Annotated in this window: 10 protein-coding genes; all 10 read left to right on the top strand. The window is 57.3% G+C overall.

Annotated features, from left to right (window positions below; genetic code table 11):
- Positions 1–48: 48 nt before the first annotated feature.
- Positions 49–318 carry a 30S ribosomal protein S15 gene (gene rpsO / locus E4T21_RS19000; RefSeq protein ID WP_149286526.1) on the top strand — a complete coding sequence of 90 codons (270 nt, stop codon included), beginning with the start codon at positions 49–51 and terminating at the stop codon, positions 316–318.
- 302 nt (positions 319–620) lie between these two features.
- Positions 621–1,415, top strand: a complete 795-nt coding sequence (locus tag E4T21_RS18995; RefSeq protein WP_149286525.1) for an SGNH/GDSL hydrolase family protein — start codon at positions 621–623, stop codon at positions 1,413–1,415.
- A 164-nt stretch (positions 1,416–1,579) separates the two neighbouring features.
- On the top strand, positions 1,580–2,503 hold the full coding sequence (locus E4T21_RS18990) for an alpha/beta hydrolase family protein (RefSeq protein ID WP_149286524.1): 924 nt from the start codon (positions 1,580–1,582) through the stop codon (positions 2,501–2,503).
- A 56-nt stretch (positions 2,504–2,559) separates the two neighbouring features.
- Entirely contained in the window at positions 2,560–4,125 is a 1,566-nt protein-coding gene (locus E4T21_RS18985; protein ID WP_149286523.1) for a porin, read from the top strand.
- A gap of 263 nt (positions 4,126–4,388) precedes the next feature.
- Complete coding sequence (gene pnp, locus E4T21_RS18980) at positions 4,389–6,521, top strand: polyribonucleotide nucleotidyltransferase (protein WP_149286522.1); 2,133 nt, start codon at positions 4,389–4,391, stop codon at positions 6,519–6,521.
- A gap of 103 nt (positions 6,522–6,624) precedes the next feature.
- Positions 6,625–7,818, top strand: a complete 1,194-nt coding sequence (locus E4T21_RS18975) for an MFS transporter (RefSeq protein ID WP_149286521.1) — start codon at positions 6,625–6,627, stop codon at positions 7,816–7,818.
- A 90-nt stretch (positions 7,819–7,908) separates the two neighbouring features.
- A complete protein-coding gene (locus tag E4T21_RS18970) occupies positions 7,909–8,832 on the top strand; it encodes a LysR family transcriptional regulator (RefSeq protein ID WP_149286520.1) in 924 nt (307 codons plus the stop codon).
- 116 nt (positions 8,833–8,948) lie between these two features.
- Entirely contained in the window at positions 8,949–10,412 is a 1,464-nt protein-coding gene (locus E4T21_RS18965; RefSeq protein ID WP_149286519.1) for an amidase, read from the top strand.
- Between the two features lie 126 nt (positions 10,413–10,538).
- Complete coding sequence (locus E4T21_RS18960) at positions 10,539–10,766, top strand: hypothetical protein (RefSeq protein ID WP_149286518.1); 228 nt, start codon at positions 10,539–10,541, stop codon at positions 10,764–10,766.
- Positions 10,759–12,270, top strand: coding sequence for a sodium:solute symporter family protein (locus tag E4T21_RS18955; protein ID WP_149286517.1), 1,512 nt, complete (start codon positions 10,759–10,761; stop codon positions 12,268–12,270). The genes E4T21_RS18960 and E4T21_RS18955 overlap by 8 nt, the downstream gene beginning before the upstream one ends.
- Positions 12,271–12,288: the final 18 nt, after the last annotated feature.

Genomic DNA, 12,288 nt, shown 5'->3' with positions numbered 1-12,288 from the left:
TGGTCTCTCACCTTTATCATTTAGGCATATTGCTTACTGGAGAGACAGATGGCACTTACCGCCGAACAGAAAGCTGAAATCGTCAAGGAATACGGTCGTGGTGACAGCGACACCGGTTCCCCTGAGGTACAGGTTGCCCTGCTTAGCGCCAACATCAATGGCCTGCAGGACCACTTCAAGACCAACAAGCAGGATCACCACTCTCGTCGTGGCCTGATTCGCATGGTCAACCAGCGTCGTAAGCTGCTGGACTACCTCAAGCGCAAGGATTTCGAACGCTATCAGTCTCTGATTCAGCGACTGGGTCTGCGTCGCTAAGAAATTAGTGTCAGACAGTGAAACGGGCGGCTCCTCTGGAGCCGCCCGTTTTGCGTTAGGGCTGTACCACAATGCAATGTGCGGTTTCCCACACAGCACTCGCTATTCATCTGTGTGACTTCCCATCCATCAAGTGACGGGAGCCTTTCGACTTTTGTTGAAAGTGTTTCTTTCAGCCATTTGAAATAGAAGAGAAAGCTTATAAAAGGAATGTAGTTTGCTCTTTCTTGGGGATGCTGAGGTGTGTGGCCATGAAATACCTCGGTTTTTCGCAAATCAGTCCCAGGATGGAGACAATATCAATGAAAGCATCCTTTATTGGAGCCGGCATTCTCACCTTGATCGCTGTGTTTCCTGCATTTGCCATGGCAGATGCCAAGCCTCAGGTCGATACCCTCGATTCCCCCAACCCGAAGCAATTGTTATACGTCGGCAACAGTTACCAGTACTACAACAACAGCCTGCACAATTACGTCAAGAGAATGGCGGAGGCCGCTTACCCAGAGATGGTGGATAGCCTCAACAGCAAATCCGCGACTATTTCCGGGGCGTACCTGTCCCAGCATGATGTAAAAAGTTACCTGTTCCCGGGTGCACTGGGGCTGCCCGATCCGTTTGATGTTGTCGTTCTCCAGGGGCACAGCAGTGCCGCCCTGACAGACGAGAAACGTCAGGCTTTCCATGATGCGGTCATCCAGGATCATCAGGCTATCGAAGCGACGGGGGCAGAGACCGTGCTCTACATGACACCTGCCTATGGCAAGGATCATGACAATTACGATCCCGATATGATCGACAAGATCGAGGATCTCTATACCACGGTCGGCAATGAGGTCGGGGCCTTGGTGATTCCGGTTGGCCTTGCCTTCCAGAAAGCCTATGAGCAGCGCCCGGAGCTGGCATTGCATGTCGAGTACGATGGCAGTCATCCCACTCCTGAGGGTACCTATCTGGCAGCAGCCACTGTCTTCGCTGCGCTTTATGACACATCTATCGTCGGTAACCCCTACACCTACTATGGCCGCATCGACGCAGATGACGCTGCCTTTCTGCAGCAGGTCGCCGAAGACACTGTCGAGGAGTACTACAGCAGGTAGCACGGCAGCAAGCAGCACGACAGCAGGCAGTACGCAGGAAAGAGTGCGCCGGAAAAGAATACGGCAGATAGAGAGTATGCCAGCAGATGAGGCGTGGGTGGGGAGGCACGGAAGCCCTGCCCAAGCCTACCGGTCCGAATAAATCCAATAAAAGAGGGATAACGATGCGAATGCTTTGGTTCGCACTGGCAGTGCTGTGCCTGCCATTGTCGCCAGTTCATGCCAATGAGCGTGTGACTGGCCTGGACGCAGGTTCCGGCCACTACGAATTCGACGATCCTGCCACCCAGCAGAAAATCAGTGTCTATTACTATCAGCCGAGCCGCTATGACGCAGATATGCCAATTGTGCTCGTACTGCATGGATTACGCCGTGATGCGGAGGCATATCGCGATAGCTGGGTGGAATTTGCCGAGCGCGAAGGGCTGATGATATTGGCTCCACGGTTCAGCTCGGATACCTATCCAGGTGGCAATGGTTTCAACCTGGGCAATGTATTCCAGGCCACGTCGGCTGAAGAGAGCCGCGGCTTCATCCAGCCTGAGCAGATGAACCCTCCGGAGCTATGGGTCTTCACGCTCATCGAGCGGGTCTTTGCTGACTTCAGAACCCATCGCAGTACCAACCGTCATGAGACTTACTATCTGTATGGCCACGGTGCTGGTGCACAGGTTGCCCATCGTTTCGCCATGTTCATGCCGGAATCACATGCCGAAGAGATCATTATCGGCGCAGCAGGTTGGTACACCATGCCGGATGAGACCATCGAGTGGCCCTATGGCATTAGAGGAGTGCCGATGTTGGATACCTCTGCCATCAAGGCCTATCTTGCCCAGCCCATGTTGTTGCTGGCTGGTGGAGCGGATACGGCGACGCTTCACACCGTCATGCGCCAGACGTCTCTGGCCAATGCCCAGGGAGCGACGCGAGTGGAGCGGACCCGCCATTACTTCGAGTTTGCCAGAAGCCGAGCCCAACGTTTGGGTACTGCGTTCAACTGGAAGCATTGGGTCATGCCTGGTGTGACACATAGTCCTGACCAGATGACAGCCTTCGCGGCCCGTTATATCGCTTTGCGGGCACGCTGATGTCGGCGCCTCTGCATGCATAAGCAGAAAACTCCCCTCACGACCAAGGGAAAATCATGCTCAAACTCTTTACACCAGGCCTCTTTGCCATGCGGTCTGTTGCCGTCTTCGGGCTGCTGGCATTGCTTGCTGTCTGCAGCAGTGCACTAGCCAGCGGCACAACATCGGCCGAACTTGCAGAATTGGTCAAGCGCCAGTCCGAGATGCTGGAGCGTCAGGCGCAGCAGCTTGAGGACCTGCAGGCACGCCTGGTGCAGCTCGAAGCTCGGGCAGGCGTTGATAGTAATGCGTTTGCTCAGCGTCATGCGGTACCAGTAATGACAGATGCTGAAGTGACGAGTGTGCCGGTGACGACTCAAGCCTCTACAACAACAGAGAAGGATCGCACGGACATTGAAGAGCTGCAGGGTCAAGTGGCCTTGCTGGAGGCGGCTCAGGCAGACCAGTCGTATATCGACTGGTCAGATGGCGGGCCTGAATTCATCAGTGCCGATGGCAATCGTCGCTTGAAGATTGGTGGACGGCTGCAGTTTGACGCATCGACCACCAACGGCTCGCGTTTTGACGACAGCAGCGACGAGCGCAACATCAGTGGTACGGAAGCGCGGCGCCTGAGACTGGATATCTCCGGTCAACTGTCGGAGAGAATTGGCTACAAGATTGGCTATGACCTGGCGGGCAACGACGCCAGTGTGCGTGATGCCTACCTCTCGAGCCTGTTCAACTGGGGCGATGAGGATGTGGTGCTTTACGTGGGCAACAAATACGATGATCGCTCGCTGGATGGGGCGACCTCGTCCAACAATACCTGGTTCATGGAGCGTAACTTCGTCAGCAGTGCCATCACGCCGGACCGTGGTGCATACGGCCTGGGGGTGAAGGGCAAGATATACGGCGACAGCCGAGACTGGCACGCCTCGTTTGCGGTGACCAACGGCAGGCTAGGTGCTGACACCGACCATTCCGATACCGCCACGTACATGACACGCGCCCACTGGAACCCCTGGCACGATGGGACGGACATGATTCATCTGGGAGGCTGGGGCTTCTACGAGGATTTCGATCCCAGTGATGATTCGGTGTTCAAGAACGTTGATGCCGCGGATCATTTCAATGAGAACGTCACTATCCGCAGCCGCAAGCTCAGTGACCCGGATTCGAGCAGTGCCTACGGGCTGGAATTGGCGACATCGCTCGGCTCGTTTGCCGCCGCTGCGGAATATGGGCAGCGCACTGTGGATCAGCGTGACTCCGCTGGCGGTGAAAGCATGAACTACGACGCCTGGAGTGTTCAGACCAGCTACTTCCTGACAGGGGAGTCTCATGGTTATTCCAGGAAGTCCGGTGTCTGGCGCCTGCCCGAGGTCAACGACCCAGTGTCGGCAGGAGGACTGGGTGCCTTTCAGGTTGCTGCTCGCTACCAGGAACTGGACTTCTATGATGCTCCGGATTACCCAGGTGGGGACGGCAGCTCGACGACACTCGGCTTGAATTGGTATCCGAATGACTGGTCTCGGGTCATGTTCGACTACACGCTCTGGGATACCCACAATCGCAGTGGTGATTTCAAAGGGCTGGATGATGGCAACACGCTGTCGGCCCGATTGCAGGTGGTGTTCTGATAAGGTTCCGTCATATGTCATGGAGCCCTGTGTGGCGGACAACGGTGCACCGATAAGTCTCGGAAAGGTCGAAACGGGCAGCACAGGCTGCCCGTTTCTTGTCTCAAAATCCGGGAAGGCGGGAGGAGAGAAAGTGGCCAAGGGTATTTGCATTGGCTTATTTGTCGCTAAAGTGGTGTAACTGGTGGCCCTATGTCGCCTTAACCCCTAAAATATTGGCCGAGTCAAAACGACCCTAACATTGAAAAGTAAAGGAAGTCGCCGTGAATCCGGTCAAAAAGACATTTCAGTACGGTCGCAGTACCGTCACTCTGGAAACCGGGCGCATCGCCCGCCAGGCTACCGGTGCCGTAATGGTTACCATGGACGACACCGTGGTGCTGTGCACCGTGGTGGCAAGGAAGGAGCCAAACCCCGCGCAGTCCTTCTTCCCGCTGTCCGTGCACTATCAGGAAAAGACCTATGCGGTCGGCAAGATTCCCGGCGGCTTCTTCAAGCGTGAAGGACGTCCTACCGAGAAGGAAACTCTGACTTCTCGACTGATCGATCGTCCGATCCGTCCGCTGTTCCCCAAGGGCTTCATGAATGAAGTACAGGTCATCTGTACGGTCATGTCTACCGACCGCAACCAGGATCCTGATATCGCTGCCATGATTGGTACGTCAGCAGCCCTGGCCATTTCCGGCGTGCCGTTCAATGGTCCTATCGGCGCTGCGCGAGTAGGCTTTACTGAAGACCGCGGTTATTTCCTCAACCCCACTGTCGAAGAGCTGGCCGCCTCCGAGCTGGACATGGTTGTCGCCGGCACCGAGAAAGCCGTGTTGATGGTGGAGTCCGAAGCCGAAGAGCTGCTCGAAGATGAAATGCTGGGTGCTGTGCTTTACGGCCACCAGGAAATGCAGACGGTAATTCAGGCAATCAACGAGCTGGTGGCAGAGGCAGGCAAGGCCAAGTGGGATTGGCAGCCGGCAGCTGAAAATACTGCGCTCAAGGATGCCCTGGGTACTGGATTTGAAGCCAAGGTCGGTGAAGCTTATCGCATCACTGACAAGATGCAGCGCCAGGACGCATTGGCTGCACTCAAGGCTCAGGCTGTCGAGCTGCTTGCTGGTGGCGAAGAGAGTCAGTTCGAAGCATCTGATGTGGAAGCAGGCTTTGCTGGTCTTGAAAAGCGTGTAGTGCGCTCCCGCGTGATCAAGGGCGAGCCGCGCATCGATGGTCGCGACCACAAGACCGTGCGTCCGCTGGCCATTGAAGTTGGAAGCTTGCCCAAGACCCATGGTTCCGCTGTCTTCACCCGTGGTGAGACCCAGGCCATCGTCATTGCCACCCTTGGCACTCTGCGCGATGCCCAGTTGATCGAATCGCTGGAAGGCGAGCGCAAGGAACGTTTCCTGTTGCATTACAACTTCCCTCCCTACTCCGTAGGTGAGGCGGGTTTCATGGGCGGTCCCAAGCGTCGCGAGATTGGCCATGGCCGTCTGGCTCGCCGCGGTGTTCAGGCCATGCTGCCGAAGGAAGATGACTTCCCCTACACCATCCGCGTAGTGTCCGAGATCACCGAGTCCAATGGTTCCAGCTCCATGGCCTCCGTGTGTGGTTCTTCCTTGGCGCTGATGGATGCTGGTGTGCCGATCAAGGCTCCGGTAGCCGGCATCGCCATGGGACTGGTCAAGGATGATGACGGCTTTGCCGTGCTTACGGACATTCTTGGCGACGAGGATCACCTCGGCGACATGGACTTCAAGGTGGCCGGTTCCGCTGAAGGCGTGACGGCGCTGCAGATGGACATCAAGATTGAAGGCATCGACGAGCAGATCATGGAGACCGCCTTGACCCAGGCCCATGACGCTCGTCTGCATATTCTCGAGCAGATGAATGCGGTGATTGCCAATAGCCGTGCTGAAGTTTCCGAGAATGCGCCGTCCATGGCCACGATCAAGATCGATCCGGACAAGATTCGTGACGTCATCGGCAAGGGCGGCGCCACCATTCGCAAGATCTGTGAAGATACTGGCGCTTCCATTGACCTGGATGATGACGGCACCGTGCGTATCTATGCCGAGGACAAGAAGGCGGCGAAGAAGGCCATCGACACCGTTCTGGCCATTACCGCTGAAGCCGAGATCGGTAAGCTGTATCACGGCAAGGTAGTGCGTATCGCTGACTTCGGTGCCTTCGTCAACATCATGCCGGGTACCGATGGTCTGGTGCACATCTCACAGATCGTTCCCGAGCGTGTCAACGACGTGCGTGACTACCTCAACGAGGGTGATGAGGTCGTGGTCAAGGTGCTCGACATCGACAACCGCAATCGCGTCAAGCTGACCCTCAAGGAAATCACCGAAGAAGAGAAGGCGGCGTTCGCATCCGAACAGGCAGAGACAGAAATCTAGTCAATCTGCTCTGCCGAACGCCCCCGTTGCTGACGCCACGGGGGCGTTTCTGTTTGCGGCGATGAGACTGAGATAACGATCCTGAGAGAGCAATGAGAGAAGCATGACGCAAGCAACATCTACAGCAGCACCCAAAAGCCACACTGGTCGTCGCGACTGGTTGGCAGTGGTTGCGGTGATGATCGGTATCTTTCTGTTGGTCACTGCCGAGCAGTTACCCATTGGCTTGTTGTCTCAGGTTGCTGAGTCACTGGGCGTGAGTGAAGGAAGCGCGGGCTTGATGATCACCGTTCCAGGTGTGGTGGCAGCCTTTGCTGCGCCGCTATTGCCCATGGCAGTAGGTCGCATGGACCGTCGTCTGTTGTTGACTTCGCTGATGCTGCTGATGACGTTGGCCAGTGTACTGGGAGCGATCGTTGACAGCTTTGCACTACTGCTGGCCACTCGAGTATTGATTGGCATCTGTATCGGAGGATTCTGGGCCATCGCCGGGGGGCTGGCCTCACGGCTGGTGGCTCTGGCTCAGGTGCCGCGTGCCATGTCGCTGATCTTCAGTGGTGTAGCCGGGGCCACTGTATTGGGGGTGCCTGCCGGTACCTGGCTGGGTGACGTGACGCACTGGCGTGTGGCATTCGCTGCCATGGGCGGACTCAGTCTCCTGGTGACACTGGGACTTTGGTGGCTGCTTCCTCCTCTGCCAGCCCATCAACCAGTGCGCTTGGCCAGCTTGACAGGGCAATTTGCCAGCCGTGGCATGCGTGTTGGTGCCATCGTTACTGCATTGGTCGTGATTGGTCACTTTGCAGCCTACACCTTTATCAGCCCGATTCTGCAAACCATCGCCGGTATCCCGCTGGCGCAGGTCAGTGCCTTGCTGCTGTTGTATGGCGCTGCTGGCATGGTCGGAAACTTCATCGCCGCTAATGCCGCTGCACGCCGCACTCATACGACGGTGTTGCTGATTCCCAGCCTGCTGGCGATGGTGGCCCTGGCGTTTCCCTGGCTGGCGCCTCAGGCACCCATGGGAACCGTGTTGTTGATGATGTGGGGGCTGGTGTTTGGTGGTATCTCAGTCAGCTTGCAGACCTGGGTGTTGAAGGCGGCGCTTAATCCAGAAGCGGCTACCGCCCTGATGGCCTTTGTCTTCAATCTGTCCATCGGTATCGGCGCCATGGCAGGTGGGCAGGTCGTGGATGCCTTCGGTCTGACCACGGTGCTGTGCTCGTCAGGTGTGATGTTCGTACTGGCTGCACTGCTGGTAATGCGTACTCCTCCTTCAGTATTGGGGGCGCGTTGATCGTTCTTGTACGAAACTGTTTAGGGATGAATAAATATGTCGTGCTTTCTATATGTAGCGGGTGGCTGAACCGAAAGTGGAGGGTGACACATGCAGTGGCGGGCATTGAAGTATTTCGATACTGTGGCGCGCTGCCATTCATTGCGACAAGCGGCTTCCAGGCTGCATGTGGCACCGACCGCTGTTTCACGTCAGATCGATCAGCTTGAGCACCAGCTTGGCGCGGAGCTGCTTGAACGCACCCATGAAGGGGTGCGTCTGACACCTGCAGGGGAGTTGTTGGCCGATCAGGCGAGCCGCACTCTGCGTGATATGGAGAGGCTGGCGGCACGCATTGCCGACTTGCAGGGATGCTGCACTGGGCGAGTCTCTGTAGAGGTATCCGAGGGTGTGGTAGCGCAGTTGCTGACCCCTGCGCTTGCTGGTTTGCAGAGCGAGTATCCACAACTGACATTTGATGTCAGCATTGCCAGCGCAGGTGGTGTGATCGAGACCTTACGCTCCGGGAAGGCGGATATCGGCCTGGCCTATTTCCTGCCGCCTCGTGACGATGTGGTCAGGGTGGCCAGCGCAGAGCTGGAGCACTATGCAGTCATGGCGCCGGGCCATCCTCTGGCCTGGACATCTGCGTTGGGGCTTTCCGATATCGAAGGCTACCCGCTGGCTGTGCCGGATGATTCCTTTGGTGTACGGCAAGCACTCAATCGTGCTGCTCGTGACCGCAAGCTGAATATGCAGATTGCCTATACGACCTCGTCGCTGGAGACCCAGAAAGCCCTTGCCAGACAAGGAGCGGCTATCTTGTTGTTGCCTTTGATTACGGTGGCTCAGGAGTGTGAGGCAGGCCAGCTCGTCGCCGTGGCGCTGCACCCAGGAGAGCTGGAGCAGACCCGTGTCGACTTGTGTGTCTACCGTCATCATTCCCCCAGCCTTGCCGTTCGTACCTGTCTAGCCCGATTGGAGGAGGCGTTGGTGGAACTGGATGGAAATGCCGCTGATATGGCACATAACTAGACAGTCGGCTGTGGTGTGGACACAAATTGTGAGCACCGTGACCCATTTATTGCATTGGCTGTGATGGGCCTTTCCTTCCATGCTGATTCAGTGACGGCAAGGGAGGAACAATAACAATGCATGAAGCGACAGATCACCAGACCACAGACCACCAGACCACAGATCATCAAGCGGCAGACGCTCAAGCATCGCAGCACGAAGCCTTGAGCTGGACGGCTGCACAATTGTTGGATGCCTATCGTTCGCGACAAGTCTCTCCATCGGAGTATGCCGATCTCCTGATCGCTCATGTCGAGCGCCATGAGGGGCGAATTAATGCTCTTTATGACTACGATCCAGAACGTTTTCTTGCTGCGGCCAAAGTATCGACCCAACGTTGGGCTAGGCAGGCACCCTGCGGCCCGCTCGATGGCATTCCGGTAACGCTCAAGGAGTTGATTGCCACCCGTGGCACACCAGTGCCACATGGTACGCTTGCCGGAGACCATCCTCCTGCCGATGAAGATGCGCCTGCGGCAGCGCGTCTCAATGAAGATGGCGCGCTATTGTTGGCCAAGACCACCTGTCCGGATTACGGCATGCTGTCATCCGGCCGCTCATCCTTCCATGGCCTGACGCGAAACCCCTGGAACCCTGATTTCAACCCGGGAGGGTCGAGCTCTGGTGCCGGAGCTGCGGCAGCAGCAGGATTCGGTATCCTGCATCTGGGTACCGACATCGGCGGATCGATCCGCCTGCCAGCGGCCTGGTGTGGTGTGGTCGGATTCAAGCCAAGCCTGGGGCGAGTGCCTGTCGATCCTTACTATGTCGGCCGCTGTGCTGGACCAATGACCCGGTCAGTGGCGGATGCGGCGCTGATGATGGCCACGGTTGCGCGTACCGATCGGCGTGATGCCATGCGCCTTCCACCCCAGCAGATCGATTGGTCAGCCCTGGACATCGATGTCCGTGGCATGCGGATTGGTGTCATGATGGAGGCTGGCTGTGGTCTGCCGGTGGACGAGCAGGTTCAGCGTTGTGTCGAGGATGGCGTCGCTCATTTCCGTAAAGCGGGGGCACATATCGTGCCGGTGGGGCCTGTGCTGTCACGTGACATGCTCGATGGCCTGAATGATTTCTGGCGGGCGCGGCAATGGAGTGAATTGCTGACGCTTACCGAGCAGCAGCGTGAGCAGGTGCTACCGGAAATTCTCGCCTGGGCGGACGAGGGCCGTGGGCTGGATCCCGTCAAGGTGGTTCGAGGTTTCGAACAGACCCTGGCCATGCGGCGTGCCACCGAGGCAGCGTTTGACCAACTGGATGCGGTGATCTCACCTGTCTCGCCGAATGTCGAGTTTCCTGCCGAATGGCCGTCTCCTTCCAATGATCCCTCTCGTCCTTTCGAACATATTGTGTTCACGGTGCCGTGGAACATGGGTGAACAGCCTGCGATTGCCATCCATGCTGGATTCAGTCATGCAGGCATGCCGATCGGCCTGCAGATCATCACGCCAAAGTTCGAAGACATGCGTGCTCTGCAGTTGGCCAGTGCCTTCGAAAAGTGGCAGGGTACGCTATCAAATTGGCCATGCCAGGCATGATGCCTGGCATGCGGTGACAACAATTACGCGATAATGTCCGCCTGGGTGCCAGGCAGCGCCTGTGGCACGGAACAGGCCATGCTCCGCAGCGCATTCCAGCATGGCAGGCTGACAAGGAATATCATCATGCGCCCAACCTTTGTTCGTCCCACCAGCTGGAGAGGCTGGCTGGTCCTGATTGGTTTTGTCAGTGTGATTCTGGCCGGCATCTGGCCGGTGATTGGCTGGGTCAATCAGGCGGTACTGGTGGCTGGAATGCCGAAATTGCTGGTGTGGAGCTATGTTGTCCTGCTCAGTTGCAGCCTGATGATGTGGCTTGGCAACCTGCTGATCGGGGAGAGAGGGGATGACTAGCTCCGTGCCGTTATGGATCACCATTGGCTACATTGCCATCGCCATGGCGATCGGACTTGCCGCTCGCGGTGGGCGCCGCATGAACTCGCTGGAGGAGTGGGGAGTGGCTGGGCGCAGCATGGGACCCGTGACACTCTATCTGTTGATTGCTGCGGGCAGTGTCAGTGCCTATACCTTCATGGGCGCGCCAGGCTGGGCTTATGCCAAGGGCGTTCCTGTGCTCTATGTCGTGATCTACCTGGGCTATCTGGCACTGGTGGCATGGTATTTCGGGCCCAAGGTCTGGGCCTTTGGCGCACGCTTTGGTCATGTCACCCAGGCCAGTGCCATTACTGATCGCTACCAGAGCCCGGCCCTCGGTGCACTTGCTGCGCTGGTGATGTCCATCGGCTCGATTGCCTATGCCGTGCTGCAGACCATCGGCTCTGCCTACATCCTGCTGGTGATGAGCGGAGGTGCAATTCCGGTATGGGCTGGTGTGTTGCTGGTGTTGAGTGCCATCGCGATCTATCTGTATGTCAGTGGCCAGCGTGCCATCGGCAAGACCAATGTCTTCCAAGGGGTGTTGATGATCGTTGTCGCCTGGATCATTGGTCTGTGGTCGGCGCATACCGCCACGGGAGAATGGAGCTTCTCGGCGGTATTCACTCAAGTGCTCGAGCGCAACCCGGATTTCCTTGTCCTTCCGGGCGGTGGTGGGGACATGAGTTTTGCCTTCTGGACAACTTCTATCATCGTTTCGATGCTGTCGTTCATGCCACCGGTATGGACCCAATGGATGAGTGGTACATCGGCCCGCACCATTCGCCTCAGTGCGACGTTGCTTCCCACCTACTATCTGGTGATTCTGCCCATGATCGTGGTGGGGTTCATCGGCATCTACTCATTGCCTGAGCTGGCGCGTGCCGACACCGTGGTGCTGGAGTATGCCATGGCCCATCTCCCTGCCGTGCTGGTGGGGCTGCTGGGGGCAGGAACCCTGGCGGCATCCATGTCGTCATCCGAGCCCTTCATTCATTCCGTCGCGCTGTCGTGGAGCAAGGATGTGCTGCAACCCTGGTTCAAGATATCCGACGCGCGCGCCGGGCATCTTGCTCGCTGGATGATCTTTCCATTGATGGCACTGATCATCGCGCCATTGGCGATTGCCGAGCCTGGCAACCTGGTCATGATCCTGCTGATCGGGTTGGGGTTTGCTTCCCAGGTGTTGCCTGCCTTCATCGGCATGTTCTTCTGGCCGCGAGCCACGGCATGGGGAGTGATGGCCGGCATTCTCAGTGGTTTTGTGGTGACGGTGCTCCTGATCACCATCTGGCCACACCCGCTCGGGATTCATGGCGGGTTCTGGGGGCTGATGGTCAATCTACCGGTGTTCCTGGTGGTATCGCACCTGACCCGTCCTGCACCGGCGGAGGTTGTGGAGCGCTTCTTCCGTATTGCCGCCCCCTGGTATCAGCTTTCTGAAGTCAATGCGGAAAAGGTGGCTGTCCGCGCAGAATCGTGACGGGGGAGAGACGCAGAG

The organism is Halomonas binhaiensis, assembly GCF_008329985.2.
GTDB classification, from domain to species: domain Bacteria; phylum Pseudomonadota; class Gammaproteobacteria; order Pseudomonadales; family Halomonadaceae; genus Halomonas; species Halomonas binhaiensis.
Note: the sequence above shows the minus strand (reverse complement) of the source record. Positions and strands in the feature narration are given on the sequence as shown.

Coding starts and splice junctions, on each gene's coding strand:
- rpsO (WP_149286526.1), top strand. CDS start 49: ATGGCACTTACCGCCGAACAGAAAGCTGAAATCGTCAAGGAATACGGT.
- E4T21_RS18995 (WP_149286525.1), top strand. CDS start 621: ATGAAAGCATCCTTTATTGGAGCCGGCATTCTCACCTTGATCGCTGTG.
- E4T21_RS18990 (WP_149286524.1), top strand. CDS start 1,580: ATGCGAATGCTTTGGTTCGCACTGGCAGTGCTGTGCCTGCCATTGTCG.
- E4T21_RS18985 (WP_149286523.1), top strand. CDS start 2,560: ATGCTCAAACTCTTTACACCAGGCCTCTTTGCCATGCGGTCTGTTGCC.
- E4T21_RS18975 (WP_149286521.1), top strand. CDS start 6,625: ATGACGCAAGCAACATCTACAGCAGCACCCAAAAGCCACACTGGTCGT.
- E4T21_RS18970 (WP_149286520.1), top strand. CDS start 7,909: ATGCAGTGGCGGGCATTGAAGTATTTCGATACTGTGGCGCGCTGCCAT.
- E4T21_RS18965 (WP_149286519.1), top strand. CDS start 8,949: ATGCATGAAGCGACAGATCACCAGACCACAGACCACCAGACCACAGAT.
- E4T21_RS18960 (WP_149286518.1), top strand. CDS start 10,539: ATGCGCCCAACCTTTGTTCGTCCCACCAGCTGGAGAGGCTGGCTGGTC.
- E4T21_RS18955 (WP_149286517.1), top strand. CDS start 10,759: ATGACTAGCTCCGTGCCGTTATGGATCACCATTGGCTACATTGCCATC.